Origin of the sequence: Aporhodopirellula aestuarii (assembly GCF_023701485.1) — a bacterium.
GTDB lineage: Bacteria > Planctomycetota > Planctomycetia > Pirellulales > Pirellulaceae > Rhodopirellula > Rhodopirellula aestuarii.
On sequence record NZ_JAMQBK010000078.1, the window covers coordinates 98,643 to 115,950 of the forward strand.

General features: G+C 57.3%; 14 protein-coding genes. 5 read left to right on the forward strand and 9 right to left on the reverse strand.

From position 1 onward, the window contains the following. The first annotated feature begins 50 nt into the window (after window positions 1-50). On the forward strand, window positions 51-2,507 hold the full coding sequence (locus NB063_RS25915) for a dockerin type I domain-containing protein (protein ID WP_250931936.1): 2,457 nt from the start codon (window positions 51-53) through the stop codon (window positions 2,505-2,507). A 104-nt stretch (window positions 2,508-2,611) separates the two neighbouring features. On the opposite strand, the gene argF is transcribed toward NB063_RS25915, so the two are convergent. Genes argF through argB form a run of 3 tightly spaced genes read right to left on the reverse strand, consistent with a single transcriptional unit; the run spans window position 2,612 to window position 6,140 of the window. Next, window positions 2,612-3,553 (reverse strand): ornithine carbamoyltransferase, encoded by a 942-nt coding sequence (argF, locus tag NB063_RS25920; RefSeq protein WP_250931937.1) that lies wholly within the window; start codon window positions 3,551-3,553, stop codon window positions 2,612-2,614. Further along, window positions 3,550-5,280: an aminotransferase class III-fold pyridoxal phosphate-dependent enzyme gene (locus NB063_RS25925; protein WP_250931938.1), complete on the reverse strand. Its 1,731-nt coding sequence runs from the start codon at window positions 5,278-5,280 to the stop codon at window positions 3,550-3,552. The genes argF and NB063_RS25925 overlap by 4 nt, the downstream gene beginning before the upstream one ends. Next, complete coding sequence (gene argB / locus NB063_RS25930) at window positions 5,277-6,140, reverse strand: acetylglutamate kinase (protein ID WP_250931939.1); 864 nt, start codon at window positions 6,138-6,140, stop codon at window positions 5,277-5,279. Before argB ends, NB063_RS25925 begins: the two co-directional genes overlap by 4 nt. Before the next feature lie 412 nt (window positions 6,141-6,552). Between argB and NB063_RS25935 the strand changes: the two genes are divergently transcribed. Then, complete coding sequence (locus tag NB063_RS25935; protein WP_407652719.1) at window positions 6,553-8,157, forward strand: 2-isopropylmalate synthase; 1,605 nt, start codon at window positions 6,553-6,555, stop codon at window positions 8,155-8,157. 123 nt (window positions 8,158-8,280) lie between these two features. After that, window positions 8,281-8,817 (forward strand): M41 family metallopeptidase, encoded by a 537-nt coding sequence (locus tag NB063_RS25940; RefSeq protein WP_250931940.1) that lies wholly within the window; start codon window positions 8,281-8,283, stop codon window positions 8,815-8,817. 15 nt (window positions 8,818-8,832) lie between these two features. On the opposite strand, the gene NB063_RS25945 is transcribed toward NB063_RS25940, so the two are convergent. The 6 genes from NB063_RS25945 to ilvN all read right to left on the reverse strand — a co-directional run bounded on the left by NB063_RS25945 (window position 8,833) and on the right by ilvN (window position 14,630). Continuing rightward, window positions 8,833-9,207, reverse strand: coding sequence for a DUF2237 family protein (locus NB063_RS25945; protein WP_250931941.1), 375 nt, complete (start codon window positions 9,205-9,207; stop codon window positions 8,833-8,835). 86 nt (window positions 9,208-9,293) lie between these two features. Next, on the reverse strand, window positions 9,294-10,430 hold the full coding sequence (locus NB063_RS25950) for a Gfo/Idh/MocA family protein (RefSeq protein ID WP_250931942.1): 1,137 nt from the start codon (window positions 10,428-10,430) through the stop codon (window positions 9,294-9,296). Next, window positions 10,411-12,252 carry a SpoIIE family protein phosphatase gene (locus tag NB063_RS25955; RefSeq protein WP_250931943.1) on the reverse strand — a complete coding sequence of 614 codons (1,842 nt, stop codon included), beginning with the start codon at window positions 12,250-12,252 and terminating at the stop codon, window positions 10,411-10,413. The genes NB063_RS25950 and NB063_RS25955 overlap by 20 nt, the downstream gene beginning before the upstream one ends. Window positions 12,253-12,324: 72 nt before the next feature. Beyond that, window positions 12,325-12,927, reverse strand: coding sequence for a DUF4254 domain-containing protein (locus NB063_RS25960; protein ID WP_250931944.1), 603 nt, complete (start codon window positions 12,925-12,927; stop codon window positions 12,325-12,327). A 4-nt stretch (window positions 12,928-12,931) separates the two neighbouring features. After that, window positions 12,932-13,936, reverse strand: coding sequence for a ketol-acid reductoisomerase (ilvC, locus tag NB063_RS25965; RefSeq protein ID WP_250931945.1), 1,005 nt, complete (start codon window positions 13,934-13,936; stop codon window positions 12,932-12,934). Window positions 13,937-14,087: 151 nt separating this feature from the next. Next, entirely contained in the window at window positions 14,088-14,630 is a 543-nt protein-coding gene (gene ilvN, locus NB063_RS25970) for an acetolactate synthase small subunit (protein WP_250931946.1), read from the reverse strand. Between the two features lie 268 nt (window positions 14,631-14,898). On the opposite strand from ilvN, the gene cysS reads away from it, so the two are divergent. Next, window positions 14,899-16,518, forward strand: coding sequence for a cysteine--tRNA ligase (gene cysS / locus NB063_RS25975; RefSeq protein ID WP_250931947.1), 1,620 nt, complete (start codon window positions 14,899-14,901; stop codon window positions 16,516-16,518). Further along, the gene (ruvC, locus tag NB063_RS25980) at window positions 16,500-17,027 is read left to right on the forward strand and encodes a crossover junction endodeoxyribonuclease RuvC (protein WP_250931948.1); all 528 of its coding nucleotides are present in this window, start codon (window positions 16,500-16,502) and stop codon (window positions 17,025-17,027) included. The genes cysS and ruvC overlap by 19 nt, the downstream gene beginning before the upstream one ends. The last annotated feature ends 281 nt before the right edge of the window (window positions 17,028-17,308 follow it).

Below are 17,308 nucleotides of genomic sequence, written 5' to 3' on the forward strand. Positions count from 1 at the left end.
AACACGCGCAGATCGCTGGTTTCTAGTCTCCTAACTCCCCCGATCTGCCCGTGCCGCGTCCCGATCGCAATCGAAAGCGTCCTCGTCGCCCGAAACTCGAAATTCTCGAGAATCGGCGGGTGATGGCGGCTGAATTGCCTTTCGGAGCGACGCCTCAGGATACGGCCGAATTCCTTCTTGGAACGGTCACCGTGACACCGATTTTCTTGGAATCGGATGGCTCGATCGACACCAACACTCAGAATTGGACCGCCGGGGAAATCGACGCCGTATTGGCCAACATCACAGCAGGCGTGAACTGGTGGAAAGACGCACTGGATGAACTCGATACGGTTCATTCCCTCGAATTCATTATCGACGACACTTACGCCAAAACCCCCGTCGCGACCGGTTACGAGCCCATCGCCCGAAACAGCAACAACTACAACAAATACGTCAACGAATTTTTAGACTTCGCTGAAATCGATGCCTCGCTGCAACTCGATGACGGCATGTTCGCGTTCAACAACGCTCAACGGGAGAAATTCGGAACCGACTGGGCATTCTCAATTTTCATCGCCGACTCGTCGGAAGATAGCGACGGCTTTTTCCCAAGTGGCGGCTCTTTCCGAGGTGCCTTTGCGTTCGCCGGCGGGCTGTACATGGTCTCCCCTTCGACGCGCCCCTCGAGCACCTTCGCTCACGAGATGGGGCACATTTTCTGGGCACTAGACGAGTATTCCGGCGGTGGGAACTACGCCAGCTCGCGTGGTTACTACAACACTCAGAATGAAAACGCCTGGGACAACCCAACGGAGGGATTCCAGCAAGAGGACAGCATCATGGCGGGTTACGATCGCCTCGTTGCTTCCTACGTCTCGCATACTTCGGCGGCATCGACGCTAGCCCTCGTCGGATGGCAAGATAGCGACGGGGACGGCATTTTCGACGTGCTCGACGTGCCACTGAATCTGCAAGGCAGCGGAGGATTTAATCCCTCGACGTCCCAGTTTGAGTTTGTCGGCGAAGCCTCTGTCGCCACACTTGAGAATCTCAATCCATCCGGGCACCAGAGCGACATCACGCTCAACCGAGTCAGTCGTCTGGAGGCATCAATCGATAACGGCCCTTGGCAGGTCATCGCAGAGCCGAACTCGTACACCGCGACATTCGATCTCGACATCAGTGTCCCTTCGAATTTCACACGAATCGACTTGCGAGTCGTTGACGCCCAAACCGGCATCACGAGTGAGATACTCTCGGCAACGCCAACCACGCCGCTGCTGCCAAGCACCGCGGGCGTGTCCGGCTACGCGTTTCTTGATCTCGATCGAAACAGCGTCATGTCGGCAAACGAAGCACTCCTCAGCGGTGTGACACTCACCCTGCAAACCGCAGACGGCAATGACTTGCCGCAAGGAGATTTTTCTGCCGCCGCTGCGCCGCTGGCTACCGAACTGGGCAAGGTCGATGGGATCACGTTACAGGGCAACATCATCGCCACCACGGCCGATGTCGAAGCCCGAACGGTCGCCACATTGGACGACCAAGCCCTCTTTCATGTCTTCGACCCGCAACTTCAATTTTGGACGTCGCGGTTGGGGCAACGGGTCAGCATTCAAGCTTTGCTTGACGAACCGACCAGCTACGTCGAAGTCGATGTGGTCGGTATGGAGAGTGGTGATTTCGCCTACGCGCGAATCGAAGGCTACGACGCTGCGGGCAATCTGATTGACCGAGCGACCACCGATCTCAGTAACGACACCGATGGCAAACTCGGATTCGCAGAGACACAAACGCTACGGTTAAGCGACCCGAACAATTTGATCGCGTCGGTTCGCATCGCCGGCCACGCTGACACGTCCGTCGCAATGACGGCGATCCGCACGGGCATTCCAGATGTTTTGACAACCGATGCGTATGGCGGCTTCTCGATCGACGATCTTCCCGCGGGCGCGTATCGCATCACAGCGATGGCGGACAACGTGACGTACGGTTTCGATCCGATCGAAATCAATCCGGCTGCCACCGGACCGGTTCTTTTGGCGGCCACCGTCGTCAACAGCCCTCGCTATAACACGTTGGACCCGTTCGACGTGAGTGAGGACGGAACCGTCACGGCCGTCGACGCGTTGCAGATCATCAACGACCTCAACCTCAACGGCTCCCGAACGCTGACTTGGAATGAGGCGACGGGTAACAAGATCGATGTGACCAATGACGGTGTGATCACGGCACTCGATGCTCTCCGAGTGATCAATCATCTCAACGAACGAAGCAACTTATCGGCCAACAGCGAACCGGCGACAGCGTCCCGTGACACTTCGATTGTTAGTCATCAAGCCGCGGCTTTGATGCCTCAGCAGGTTCAATCGACGAGGGTGAGTGACGCCAGCGTGGCCACGGAGACCGAGGTTGCCGGCATCGACGAGGTGCTCGCAGAACCTATCAAATGGATCAGTCGCCCCGAATCGGAACCGTTTGACACCTCAACCGGCCTCGTATTCAACGATACCGTCGAATCGTGATTTACCGCGATCATCGATCGCAAATCTCAACACGACGCCTTCCGTCGACATTCAGCCCGGCCGGTGATGCCGCCCCCGACCGAATCACTGCCATCGGGAATTCGCTACTCGAGCGTGACGTTCTCTACGATCCATTCCGGGCGAAGTAAGAAGACCAAGAGCGCCTTCTGCGCGTGCATGCGATTGCCGGCCTGGTTGATCACGTCACTCTGCGGTCCGTCGATCACGCTATCGGTAATCTCTTCACCGCGAACCGCCGGGAGGCAGTGCAGCACGCGTGCCGTGGGCGGCGCCGCCGCCATCAATTCATCGTTGAGCTGGTAATCCGCAAACGCCTTGCGGCGCACTTTCGACTCGGCTTCCTGCCCCATGCTGGTCCACACATCGGTATAGATCGCATCGGCATCTTTGACCGCCAATTTAGGATCCGTCACCTGTCGAATCTGAGATTTCGGGTAACGTTTCGCAATGCGTGTGAGCCATTCGTCGTCCAGTTCGTACCCTTCAGGGCAAGCGAGCGTGAACCGCAGTCCGAGCATTGCACATGCGAGAGCGAGCGACCGAGAAACGTTGTTGCCGTCACCGACGAAAACCAAATGCTTCCCGTCGAGGCTACCAAACGCCTCCTGAATCGTCATCACGTCGGCGATCGCTTGGCAGGGATGTGAGAGATCCGTCAAACTGTTGATGACGGGAACGGCATCGAAGCTGGCCAGTTGCTCGACGCAATCATGACTCTTGGCACGACACGCCACCACATCAACAAATTGGCCAAGGACTTTGGTGAAATCCGAAGGTGACTCGCGTTTGCCCCAGCCGACATCCTCGCCCAAAAAGAGGCTGTTGCCACCGAGCTGGGTCATCCCGGTTTCGAAACTCACCCGCGTCCGCAGGCTCGGTTTCTCAAACAACAGAGCCAACGTATAGCGAGCCAAGATCGGCGGCCGCAGACCCTGACGCAAATCTCGCTTGAGATAGCATGCCGTCGTCAGAATGGTATTGAGTTCGTCCGTTGTCAGATCGAACAGCGTTAACAGATGTCTCATAATTGGGTCTCCGGATCGGTTTTCGAATCCGAGTCGTCAGCGTCATCGCCCGAAGGCTCGCCGTCGATTTGGGATCGTTTCGCGTCATCTTCTTCTAATTCGTCATCGTCTTCTTCCGATTCGCCTTCTTCGGATTCATCTTCTTCGGACTCGACGTATTCGTCTTCATCCAGATCCGCCTCGTCTTCGTCATTGACGTCATCATCTTCGTCGAAGTCATCGTCATCGTCATCGACTTCCTCATCAGCGTCGTCAGTGTACTCTGCGTCTACTGCGACTTCTTCCTCATATTCATCGTCTTCGTCTTCGTCTTCACTGTCGTCTTCGTCAACAAACTCGTCCGCTTCGTCGTATTCACCCTCTTCTTCGAAGTCTTCGTCGCCCTCTTCACTCCCGTCCTCGACTTCGTCAGCCTCGGACTCTTCAGCTTCGAAATCGTCGCTCTCGAGATCGTCATCCGCGCCCGACTCTTCGCTGGCACTTTCATCGATCACCAGGGCAGTTTCCGATTCCACATCCGGCTCCGAAATCTCATCCGATGCGTCTACCGCGGCGGGCTCGTCGGATCTTTGCTCTTCGGCTTCGATGGCTTTAAAAACCATGTCGATTCGATCGAGCAAATCGGCTTGCGCGTCTGCATCCAAGATCAATGGCGGCTGCAAACGAACGGCAAAATCGCCCGCGGTCGCGACAACCAGTCCCAGACCTGCTGCCACCTGTACCCATTGTAGCGAGGGCAGATCAAGCTCGATGCCGATCGTACGTCCCACGACGTGTAAATCGCGGACACTTTCTCGCGCCGCTAGTCGTTCCGCCAAAGACGTTGCGAATGAGTCCACCTCTACCGACTGCCACGACTGAGTGAGCCATTGATCGAGCGTTGCGTTCACCGTCTCGGCAACATAGGCACTCACCGGCATTTCTCGTTCACCGATGTTCGAGCCGGAGCCCGATCGCTCGCCGCCTGCAAGGTGCGGCCACAGGGTCGAATTCAGCACCAGGACGCCACCCTCGCCGCCGCCGGTCAAACCGGCGGACATCAACACGGCGTCCGCGGCGATTTCCGCAATGGAATCGTGGACCCAAAAATGACCGCCACCCATCGGTGGCAGACAACGATGATCGATCACGAGGCACGCATGATGTTGATCACACGCTTGGCGGATTGCGGTCAGCTGCTCGCCAGTGACCGGCTGCATTCGATCATGCAGATCCAGCGGCGAAATCAGCACCATGGCGACGCGATCATCGATCCGGGATGGCAAGGAATCGAACGGCGCGTGGACGAAACCGGGCACCAACGGCCAACCGGCTTCTCTAAGATCGGCCCGCCCGCTCGCCATTCGTCCGACCATTCCGCGGCCGTGATCGCTGCCCACGGCACATAAGATTTGTCCACCATCATCGCCCGCCGAATCGGAATCGGACGCGTCAGTCGCGGTGAGCTGATGATGTCGACGGCAGAGCACGATCGCCCATTGCAACAGATCTTCTTGTGATCCAGCAGCCAGACACCCCGCGATCGCCGCGTCATCATTCCCAGTGACCTGACGCATCCGCTCGCAAAGTCGCACCGCTGATGCCCGACCGTTGTCGGACTCCGCCGACCAATGCGTGAGTGCCCACTGCGACATCGCCTCGGCGAGATAGTCTCCCATCCGTCCCGTCGGTGAGATCAAACCCGCGAGGGCGTCGAGCTCACGATCACCGTTTTGAGATTGGTTCATGCGTGAATCTCAGTACCGACTCCATCGGTGGTGAAAATTTCGAGCAGCAAGGAGTGTCGCAATCGGCCGTCGATGATGTGGACTTTTTGGACGCCGCGATCGAGCGTCTCCAAACAGGCTTCGACTTTCGGAATCATCCCACCACGAATCACGCCGCTGGAGATCAGTTCTCTGGCCTCCTCTGCGGACATTGCCGGGATAATCGACTTGGGGTCGTTCTCGTCACTCCGGACGCCGTTGACATCAGAAAGGAAAACCAACTTATCAGCGCCAAGTGATTGCGCGACCGCCATCGCTGCGGTGTCGGCGTTCACATTGTAGAGCTGCCCTCCGTCGTCATAGCACAGTGACGGGATCACAGCGACCTGATCGGTGTATGCGAGCCCCTCGATCACATCGCGATCGACCGACGTGACTTCACCAACGAAACCTAAATCCCCGTATTCGGGGTCAAGCAACTTTTGTCCATGCAGCACACAAGTCGTCCGCGGCGACAGGTTGATCGCACGCCCGCCCAAGCGTTCCATCATCTCGGTCAGTTCGATGTTGAGTTCCCCGGCGAGGACCTGCTCAACCACTTTCAGCGACGACTCATCGGTCACCCGACGGCCTCGAATGAACTGGGCAACGATCCCGGCATCCGCCATCGCTTGCGTGATCGCCTTGCCGCCACCGTGCACCACCACCGGGCGCAGTCCGACGGTTTCCATGAAGATCACGTCGAGCAATAGGTGATGCAGCGCCGTCTGATCTTCGAGCAGACTACCACCGAGTTTGATCACCGTGGTCTTCCCCCGAAATCGGCGGATCCACCCCATTGCCTCGATCAGTGTATCCGCTTTTGCGATCGCTTGATTCATTTCGAATTGCCGAGAAAGAAAAGGGGAAAAGTCTAAGGTTCCTCCGTTCTCGGGTCAATTCGGCTTGTTTTTCTACGCTATCGGTATTTCCCGAACTTCTGCGGTTAAGAATCCTTCATTTTGAACGCCCGCCTGCCGAAAACCCCATTGCAAGGCTTGACCACAGCCGGACTCTCTGTTTATTTTGATGCCATGCGAAATCAACTAGCTCTACGACTTATTCTCGACCTCGGCCTGCTTTCCGGCAGCTCGAGCCGATTCGTCGTGGGTACGTAGAGCCAAGCTTTTCCGAACACCACCGAAAAACGAATTAGCCCGAGCCGCCTTGATTGTGCGTCTCGGGCTTTTTTTTTGCTCATTACTCGTCTGTCTCACACTTCCTATCCCAGCACCTTCAGTCACCTAGATTCTCATGTCTGAAACCACGACCGTCACGGACCAAGCAGCCTCCGAACCGACGCCCGACGCACCGATGCGTCACATTCGAATTTTCGACACCACCCTTCGCGACGGCGAACAATCGCCCGGTGCGAGTATGAATCTGTCGGAAAAGCTCGAAGTCGCTACGGCTCTTTCGGACATGGGCGTCGATGTGATCGAAGCCGGGTTCCCGATCGCCTCTCCCGGTGACTTCGAAGCCGTGCGTCAAATCGCGATGACGGTCCGCGGGTCGACAATTTGCGGATTGGCCCGTTGCAATGAAAAAGACATCGATCGAGCTTGGGAGGCACTCAAGGTTGCTTCGAGCAGCCGCATCCACGTGTTCTTGGCCACTAGCGCCATCCATCGTCAATTTAAATTGAGAATGACGACAGACGAAATCGTCGAACGTGCGATCGCCGGTGTGAAACGGGCGGCGTCCTACTGCGACGACGTCGAGTTTTCCCCCGAAGACGCCTGCCGCACCGAGCACGACTTCCTGTGCCGCGTCGTCGAAGCGGCGATTGATGCGGGTGCCACCACGATCAACGTTCCCGACACGGTGGGCTATGCGACGCCGGGCGAAGTCTATGACCGATTCGATATGCTGCGAAACCGCGTACCGAACATCGACAAAGCCATTCTCAGCACGCACTGTCACGACGACTTGGGCATGGCCGTCGCCAACTCGATGGCCGCCGTGGCGGCCGGTGCCGGACAGATCGAATGCACTATCAACGGCATTGGGGAACGCGCGGGCAACGCGGCTTTGGAGGAAATCGTGATGGCGATCAAGACCCGCCAAGACTACTTCCACCTGACCACCGGAATCGATTCGAAACGACTTGTTCCTGTCAGCCGATTGGTGAGCAAGACGACCGGCATCAACGTCCAACGCAACAAAGCCATTGTTGGCCGCAACGCATTCGCGCACGAATCCGGCATTCACCAAGACGGCATGCTGAAGGAACGCAGCACGTACGAAATCATGTCCCCCGAAGAAGTCGGATTCTCAAAAACCGATCTCGTGTTGGGCAAACACAGCGGCCGCGCCGCATTGGCCGATCGCGCCAGACAACTCGGCTTCACACTCAACGGCGAACAATTGCAGTCCGTCTTTGACCGATTCAAAGTGCTCGCCGACAAGAAAAAAGAGATCTACGACGGAGACATCGTCGCCCTCGTCCAACAACAAATCAGCGGCACGGCAACGTCAGAATGGACCTTGCTCGATTACGAAGTCAGCAGCGGGCGGAACCAGGCTCCGCGAGTACGCTTGACTCTCCAACATGGCGACAAAGAGTTCACCGAACAAGTCGAACAGGGAGACGGTCCGATTGATGCCGCGTTTTGGGCGGTCGAAAAGATCACCGGCATCGAACTGGTCTGCAAAGACTTCACTGTCCGGAGCGCGACTCTCGGCCGTGATGCAATTGGCGAAGTCAACTTGGAGGTCGAACACAAAGGCCGCAGCTACCGCGGCGTCGGCGTGAGCACCGATAGCGTCGAAAGCACGATCCTCGCCATCCTCAACGCGATCGATCGGATCGCAGCCGGAAACCCTGCACAAGCCGAACCGGAACTTCCGCAACCCTAAGGCAACCGAGCAATCGCCTCACGGCCCCGATTCTGAAACGCTGCCTGCCGAATCGCAACTTCGGCAGGCAGAAACGGGCCACACACGTTTATTGATGACGATCACCTTCCAATGGAACCGGCAATGGATTGGGACTGGGAACCCGATGAAGATGAAACCCATACTGCCTATCACGAAGCCGGACACGCGATCGTCGGCTGCGCACTGGGCGCCCAAATCGATCGCGTCTCCCTCTCTCAGGCATCCGCGTACGATGATCTCGATGACGGACTACCGTCTCGATTTGGCGATTGCTTAGTGAACTGGGGGCGAGTCGATCCGAACCAAGCCTGGCAACAACAGCGAGAACTGCTCACGATCCTAGCCGGGCCGATCGCTGAGCTGATCTATCGCGCCGAAGATGCAGACCAAATCGATTTGGCGGCTTGGGAATTGGATTGGCAGCAAGCTCAGCAATGTGTGCGGCAGATGCATGCCCAGCGTGAAATGCAAAACCGTATCCTGCGCGACGCCGTCTCGCGTCTCAAACAATTGATTGGCAATCCGCCGGTGTGGCCGGCGGTGGCGGCGTTGGCCGACGAACTGGCTATCGGCGATGAGATCGACGGCGAACGAGTCGCCGAGTTGGTGCGTTTTTGGTGGCGACGCGCGGGATACTGATCCCTACACCCCAGCCTACAATTGATACTGCTTCAATTCTTCCAGGCTGGCAAACTCCAGCGCCGAGATATGCGTCGCCTCCAAATGCACGCGAGGTGCCGCCCCCGCGTCGTAGGCCTCTTTCCAACGTGCCGCGCAAAGACACCAGCGGTCGCCCGGTTTCAACCCAGGAAATTCATACATCGGCATCGGAGTGGACAGGTCGTTGCCACGATCGCGGCTGAACTCAAGAAACTCAGCCGTCATCTCGCAGCACACCACGTGTAGCCCCACGTCCTGTCCCCCCGTGTTGCAACATCCATCGCGATAGAATCCGGTCATCGGATCCGTACTGCAAACCTCTAGCTCCGTTCCGAGAACATTCTTCGCACCGGATTTTCGAGCAGGCATGATATTTTTTCACCAGTAAAGAAGATATTCAACACAACGAATCCCAACACTCCGCGATAGCAGTGATGGCGACAGGAAACTGAACGTTACAGCGTAATCCACTTACCGTTCTCGGCATCACTCCGCCGCAAACCGTCTAGGACGCGTTGCGTTTTGATCGCGATATCGCGCGCACGGTCGTTTGACTTTCCATTCAAAATCGCATCGCCAAAACTACGGATCATGCGAACTTCCTGTGAGTCCGCTTCACCGGAGGCATGCTCGGCAACGGCACCATAGGTGGTGTGCCGCCCAAAATTCCAACGGCAATTATCGACCTGCAGTTCGTGCGAATGCAACTGCCATTTCGATTCCGCATCCACGAAGGGCAGAACAAAATCGTCGATGGTAAGATACCCGCGATCGCCCGTCACCGTTGCGGTTTGTTGATTGACGCAGCGGAACGAACAAAAGAAACCGGCCGTCAGATCGTTTTTGAATTTGAGTTCGCCTTGAAATTCCGACGGAACACTGCCGTCGTCGTACACCGATACCGCGCGACCTGAAACGGCAATCGGTAGCTCATCGTTGGCCGCCCCAAGACTAAACCGGATGCAGTACCACCCCAGATCGCCAAGACAACCGTGCGGTTCGAGCTCCGCACTCGCCCGGATATTTCCCGATTCAAACGAATCATCGGCACAGAACGAAAAATGCGTTTGGATCCGCCGCATCTTCCCGAACCGCTGAGCATCGGCGAACACCTCTTTGACGGACGGCAAGCGTGCGGAGTGATCGAACATCACGCCGTCCATGAACTCGACACCGTTGTCACGACAGGCCGCAATCATTTCCTCGGCGTCATCGGCATGAACGGCCATCGGTTTTTCGCACAGCACGTGCTTGCCCGCTTTCGCAGCCGCGATCACCCATTGCTTTCGCACCGCAGTCGGAAGGGCGACATAGACGGCATCGACATCATCGCGATCGAGCAACGCCTGGTAGTCGCCAAACGCGACCGGCCTAGCCAACGTCGCCTCGCCATCCTTCCCAATGACGACGGGAGGAACTTCCATCGAACAATCATGAATGAACGCTTCCGCTCGTGCGGCATCCCGACTCGCGACCGCGGCGACGACGCCGTTGCCACTCATCCGCACGGCCTTCCAATTTTTGCGAGCGATTTGGGCGGCGCCGATGAACCCCCATCGGACAACTTTCGAGTCAGGTGTCGACTGTGTCATTCAGTTTGCTTTCATCAACCGTAGTGGGAGTGTCCGAGAGCCCTGAAAGGTCTCTTTCAGTTTGATCGAATTGGTTTTCAACGGTCTCGTTGGCGCTGTTGTTTTTCGGTGGGTTTTCCGTCCGTTCGATAATCACCATGCACATATCATCGAATTGACTAGCATCGCCCATGTGGTCGAAGACAGCGTCGATGATACGTTGCTTCACAACAACTGCGGCGACTTCCTCACCGCCGGGCATCACGAGCGTTTCGCGGACGATTTTCCGAAGGGGATCGGTCCCCCATTCTTCGTCATCGATGTCCATCGCCTCGTTGATCCCATCGGTATACATCACCGCGAGATCGCCTTCTCGGAACGGGAATTTAGTGACGGCGTACTCCATGCCTTCATCGATCGCGATCGGCAATCCGGAATCTTCATCCCCCGGCTCGACGATTTCTCCGGTGGCGGCCACGCGAATGATCGGAGGCATGTGACCGGCGTTGACGATCGAAATCGAATCGCTGTTGGGATCAATCACGACGAGCAGGTAAGTCACAAATCGCTCGACGTGAAGGCCACTCATTAAATCGTTGAGCCGCTCGATCGCGCGGGCGTGATCCGGCTCACTGGCGAGGCAAAAACGAGTCTCCGCGGCCAGCTTCGCCATATACATCGCCGCCGCAACGCCATGGCCGACCACGTCCGCGACAACGACCGCGACCCGACCATCAGACAATTCGACGTAATCAAAGTAGTCGCCGCCGATATGGTTGGCCGCCTGGTAATAGCTTTCTAGCCGATACGTCGGGACCTCAGGCGGGTGCGATGGCAAGAACGCACGCTGCACCTCGGTAGCGAGCTTGAGATCGGTCTCGACTTCTTTCTGTCGCAACGATTGCTCGTGCAGCCGAGCATTGTTAATCACGACGCTGGCCTGCGCGGCAACCCCGGTGAGCAAGTCGATGTCTTCGTCACGAAACTGCCCACGGCCCTGGGTCGAGTCGATTTGCAGTGCGCCAATCGCTTCGCCGTCCGCGTTGTGCAGCGGGGCACACATCATGGAACGGATGGAAAAGTCCGCGATCGACTCACTACTGTCGAACCGGCTGTCGTCCATCGCATCGAGCGAGAGGATCGTCTCACCGCTCTCCATCGTTTTGCGGATGATCGTGCGACTGATCCGCACCGTCTCGGTTTCGTCCACCTTCGTCCGTGTTTTGACCCAGCGTGGCACCAATGCTCCATCAGGCGACTCCATCACGACGAACCCACGGTCCGCCGATGGAAAGACTTCGAAGAGACTTCCGAGCACCTTGGGCAACACCTCGTCGAGCGAAATCGCACCGGTCAAATTACGATTGATTGCAATCAGCGCCGCGAGTTTCGCCTCAGGCGTCGCGGTCATTTTGAGACCTTGATCGCTGCTGCGAAATTCGATCTTCGAACTCGCGACGACCTTGGTGTCGGTTTCGTCGACCATCTGGATACCGAAATTGGTACCGTCAAAGGTCATTTCGCTGGTGCCGCCGCGGGCAAATTCGGGAACCTCGTCGCCGTGGAACAACAACTCCACTTCGCTGATCCGAATCCGGTCGCCTTGCGCGAGGGAATGAGGCCGAGTGAGCAATTGGCCGTTGACGAAGGTTCCGTTTCGGCTGCCCAGGTCCTCGACCACCCAGGCCTCACCGACGCGCCGGACCTTGGCATGGTACCGACTCACTGCCCCGGCATCGACAACGATGTCGCACTCCGGGTGCCGACCGATTTTCATTTCGTCGCGATCGAGCTCGAATTGGTCCGATGGCGTGCCGTTGATGGTGGACGTTACGTATGCCATGACAACTGCAGGTCCGATTTCGAGAGTTAGCAGAAAAACCAATCCCGCCGCGACGTACGTAGCGTTCGGCGTTTAGCCTTTCGCCCGATAAATTTCGGGGTTCAACGACGGATCATTGTACATCTTCATCTGGCGATACGTCTTGTGCTGCTTGCGACCGGCGAACAAATCATCCACCAGCGTTTGCAGGCTATGTGACAAATCGGCATGCTGCACTCGGCATAACTCGATCCGCTGGCTGACTTTCTCGCGATGCTCGTCGGTCGCATCTTCACGATCGCGTTGCTCCGCATAATGGTACAACCGCAGCGACATGATGGACAAACGATCAATGGCGCTGCCGGAGGTTTCGGTATTGATCGGCAACGCCGATGTATCTCCAACTCCGGCCGCCGCCAAAAGTTCAGTGATCGCATCGTCAATCTTTTCGATCATATCGTTGCGAGCCTGGTTCAGCTTGTCGATCGACCTTTTGACTCCGGCGATTCGCTCATCGGTGGCCTCGGGACTACGGGCGATGTCTTCCTCGTGCCAAAGCCGATAATTGAATTCGTGTTGGCGACAAACCAATTCCTCAAATCCGGAATACGGGTTTGAAATCGGTTCGTTGTGCCATTTCTCGACGCAGTCAATTTGCAACTGCGTCAGTTGAGATACCGGAGGTAAGGTTGTCACTGAATCAAACCTCTTTCTCGTCGATCCAGCTCATCATGCGGCGAAGGCCCATGCCGACCTGCTCGACTTCGTGCAATCGCTCACGACGACGGGTCGCCTTGAAGAATGGTGCTCCCGCACGGTTTTCGCTGATCCATTTCCGGGCAAACTCGCCGCACTGAATCTCTTCGAGGATTTTCTTCATTTCCGCCTTGGTTTCAGGCGTGATGATCCGCGGGCCCGAAACGTAATCGCCGTACTCGGCGGTGTTGCTGATGCTGTAACGCATGTAGCTCAGACCGCCTTGGTACAACAAGTCGACGATCAGCTTGAGTTCGTGCATGCACTCGAAGTAAGCCATTTCGGGTTGGTAACCGGCTTCGACGAGAGTTTCAAAACCGGCCTTCACCAATTCGCTGACGCCACCGCACAACACAACTTGTTCGCCGAACAGGTCCGTTTCGGTTTCTTCGGCGAAGGTGGTTTCGATAACACCACCACGGGTTCCGCCGATGCCCTTGGCGTAGGCCAATCCGATTTGCTTCGTTGTTTCCGAAGCGCCTTCACCGAGAGCGATCAAGGCAGGCACGCCGCCGCCCTTTTCATACTCGCTGCGGACCAAGTGGCCGGGGCCCTTGGGAGCGACGAGCAGTGTATCGATGCCCTTGGATGGCTCGATTTGGCCGAAGTGGATGTTAAAACCGTGCGAGCACATCAACACGTTGCCCGGCGACATGTTGTCACGAATTTCATTGCGATAGATGTCGCCCTGAACTTCATCGGGAAGCAGGACGTTGACCACGTCGGCAGCCTTGGTGGCTTCGGCGATCGACATGGGTTTGAACTTGTGCGACACGGCGAGATCGTAGTTTGCCGATCCCGGACGTTGGCCGATGACAACATCGACACCACTGTCGCGAAGGTTCTGTGCCTGCGCGTGACCTTGGGAACCGTAGCCCAAAATCGCGACTTTCTTTCCCTTCAGATGGGAAAGGTCAGCGTCGTTGTCGTAGTAAATCGTTGCAGCCATCAGAGTCGAAACCTTCGAAGGGTACGGGGGAGGATATAGGGTGACGTATATAACTGTGTGAGATATTCAAACGCCGCGGAGGGCGTTCTCATTGGCGAGCAGCATCCCGATCACGCGAGATCACCGCATTCGTCGTTTGCGGACGTTGAAACTAGGCTCGCAACGCTTCCGCACCGGTCGTTGCTGGCGAATCCGATACACCGTCGCTGCGAACCATGGCGATCCGGCCGGTGCGGACTAGCTCACGGATACCGTACGGACGAACGCGTTCGATGAAGGCTTGCACCTTGCTTTCGCGACCGCTGATTTCGATCATGACCTCATCGGGGCCGACATCCACGATCTGGCCGCGGAAAATATCAACCAGTTCACGGACTTCCGAACGAACGCTGCCTGCCGGCGCGCTAATCTTGACCAACAACAGATCTCGCTCGACGAAATCGTTCGAGCTGATATCGAGAACACGGACGACCGTGACAATTTTTTCGAGTTGTTTGCGTACCTGCTCGAGTACTCGCTCATCGCCCACGACAACGAACGTCATCCGGGAAAGCGTCGGGTCCTCGGTTTCGCCGACGGCGAGCGAGTCAATGTTGAATCCACGCGATGCGAGCATTCCGGAAATGTGAGCCAACACCCCGGGCACGTTTTGGACGAGTGCCGAGAGGAGGTGGCGGTAGTTCGAGTTGGACATGACGCAAATACACAGCTTCTGAGCTGTCAAAGAGGGTGCGGGTCGCGACGAATTGGAGCGGCATGATAATTTTGTCACGGTTAGCTGCCAAGGGCGGCAAAGCCCACCGATTCGAAGCCGGTAAGGAAAATTCAATGCTGATCGGCCCGGACTGCCCGCCAGCCTTCCTGAGCGTCAAAAAAGGTGGACTCGCCCTGAGGTGCCGATGTTTCCTATACTCCCGGAGTAGCTTGCCTCCGATTTTCCCTCCAATTTCTCATGTGAAACGATGAGTTCGATCGCCACCTCCCCCGCTCTCGCTGACAAAAACGTTGAATCTCGGCCCTCCATCCGGGTTTACAACACGCTCAGCAAGACGAAGGAACCATTCTCTCCACTGCGTCCGCCCCGCGTGGGAATGTATCTGTGCGGCCCCACCGTTTACGCCGAATCGCACATCGGGCACATGGTCGGGCCCGTGATTTTTGACACGATAAAGCGTTTCCTCACGTACTGTGGGTACGACGTGACGTTTGTGGTCAATATCACCGACGTGGACGACAAATTGATCGCCAAGAGCAAGGAACGCGGCATCCCGATGAGTCAGATCGCATCGGAAATGACCGCGGATTACCTCGCAAACCTCAAAGAACTCGGCGTCAACCAGATCAATCACCTGCCTCGCGCCACCGACCACATGAACCAAATCATTGCGTTCATCGGCTCGCTTGAGGAAAAAGGGTTCGCTTACGCGATCGACGGCGATGTGTTTTTTGACGTCACGAAGGACCCGAATTACGGACAATTGTCCAACCGCAGCGTCGAGTCTCAACAGGGCGAAGGCGGTGGTGCGGCAGCTAAAAAACGCAACCCTGGCGATTTCGCACTCTGGAAATCGGCCCGCCCGGGCGAACCGAGTTGGGAGAGCCCATGGGGCGACGGACGCCCCGGCTGGCACATCGAATGCTCGGCGATGAGCCACGAAATCCTCGGCGAAACGTTCGATATCCATGGCGGGGGCCTGGACCTGATGTTCCCCCACCACGAAAACGAGCGGGCCCAAAGCACGTGCCGGCACGACTCCCCGATGGTGAAGTACTGGATGCACAACGGCCTAATGCGGGCGGGTGAAAAAGGCAAAATCGGGGGCAAGAGCGATCGTGAAAACTCCGCCGCCGAATCCGCTGAATCGGTCGAAGAAGCCGCCTCAGGCAAAATCAGCCGCAGCAAGGGTGCAGGCGGATTGGCCGAGCTGATCCGCACCCAAACCGGCGAACGCATCCGATTCTTCCTGCTGCGAACCCACTACCGCAGCACGATCGTGTTCAACGACGAGACGCTCGCCGAAGCCGGCACGTCACTCGAAGCGTTCTATCGCTTCTTCGAACGGTTCTCCGAAATCAGCGGCAAATCGTTCTACGCGCTCGAAACGCCTCGCCTCCGCAGCGAAGGTGACCTTGACGCTGGCAAAGATCCGTTGCTCAACGAGATCAAATCGATTCGCACGAAGTTCCTCGCCGCCATGGACGACGACTTCAACACCGGGCTCGCGATCAGCGTGCTGTTCGATTCCTTGCGGACGCTCAACCGTTACATCGATTCCGAAAAACTTGCCCCCGGCAGCGACCCACAATCGCCCGCGGTCGAGAAACTGGTCACCGCCACGACCGTGATCGCTGAACTGTCTCGCGTGCTGGGCCTGTTTGTCCGCCCACCCGTCGCCGCCGGTGGCGACGATTCAGCGGCCGAGTTGCTCGACGGTGTCATTCGTTTGCTAATCGACCTTCGCAAAGAAGCACGCGAACGAAAAGATTACGCGACCGGCGATGCGATCCGTGACCGCCTGTCCGCCCTCGGCGTCGCCCTACTCGACAAAAAAGAAGGAACGTCTTGGGAACGCAGCTCGTAGTCGACCGTCCCGACGTCGCCCAATGCATTTTGGGGATCGACCCGGGACTCAACACGACCGGTTACGCAGTCATCCGCCGCGATGGCGGAAGCCTGCGTCTGATCGAGGCGGGCATCGTCCGCAGCCGAGCGCGAGATCCGTTGGCGACCCGTTTGAAAGAACTCAGCGACGGTATTCGTGAAGTCATCGCGTCACATCCGATCGACGCGATGGCCCTGGAACAGTTGTTTTCACACTACGAGCGACCGCGGACAGCCATCCTGATGGGCCACGCCCGTGGTGTGATCTGCCTCGCCGCTGGCGAAGCCGGCTTGCCGGTCTCGAACTACGAGCCGACGCGGGTCAAAAAAGTCCTCACGGGCAACGGCCGCGCGTCGAAAACCCAAATGCAGCTCGCCGTGAAGCTGCAACTCGGACTCGAAAACGTCCCCGAACCCAACGACGTCGCTGATGCGATGGCGATCGCGCTGACCGGGCATTACCTCGCCGGCAATCCGCTCGGCGTTTGAGCCGGTCTGGGCCGTTTCGGCTGGGAGCCATTCTCACGATCGTCACCGCGCGAATGAGCCCGCCACACTCCTTTTCATCGAGTCGGGCTCGGCATTCATTGCGACTCGCCCCGATTCTTCTGCGAAAGCGTTCGCCGCTTAAAACACTCCGGTTTTGCAAGATCCCTCGCGCCGTTGCTCGCGATCTAAATGGAAGGTCAGGTTTCTCGGTGCCAGTGTTCGGAATCTCCCGACGCTCCTCCGCAACGCAACTCAGGAACGCCTGAACGTTAGCCCGGTCA

Bases quoted from the DNA above. Each gene is read 5' to 3' on its own strand.
- argF (WP_250931937.1), bottom strand. From the start codon at position 3,553: ATGAGACATCTGTTAACGCTGTTCGATCTGACAACGGACGAACTCAAT.
- NB063_RS25925 (WP_250931938.1), bottom strand. From the start codon at position 5,280: ATGAACCAATCTCAAAACGGTGATCGTGAGCTCGACGCCCTCGCGGGT.
- argB (WP_250931939.1), bottom strand. From the start codon at position 6,140: ATGAATCAAGCGATCGCAAAAGCGGATACACTGATCGAGGCAATGGGG.
- NB063_RS25935 (WP_407652719.1), top strand. From the start codon at position 6,553: ATGTCTGAAACCACGACCGTCACGGACCAAGCAGCCTCCGAACCGACG.
- NB063_RS25940 (WP_250931940.1), top strand. From the start codon at position 8,281: ATGGATTGGGACTGGGAACCCGATGAAGATGAAACCCATACTGCCTAT.
- NB063_RS25945 (WP_250931941.1), bottom strand. From the start codon at position 9,207: ATGCCTGCTCGAAAATCCGGTGCGAAGAATGTTCTCGGAACGGAGCTA.
- NB063_RS25950 (WP_250931942.1), bottom strand. From the start codon at position 10,430: ATGACACAGTCGACACCTGACTCGAAAGTTGTCCGATGGGGGTTCATC.
- NB063_RS25955 (WP_250931943.1), bottom strand. From the start codon at position 12,252: ATGGCATACGTAACGTCCACCATCAACGGCACGCCATCGGACCAATTC.
- ilvC (WP_250931945.1), bottom strand. From the start codon at position 13,936: ATGGCTGCAACGATTTACTACGACAACGACGCTGACCTTTCCCATCTG.
- ilvN (WP_250931946.1), bottom strand. From the start codon at position 14,630: ATGTCCAACTCGAACTACCGCCACCTCCTCTCGGCACTCGTCCAAAAC.
- cysS (WP_250931947.1), top strand. From the start codon at position 14,899: ATGAGTTCGATCGCCACCTCCCCCGCTCTCGCTGACAAAAACGTTGAA.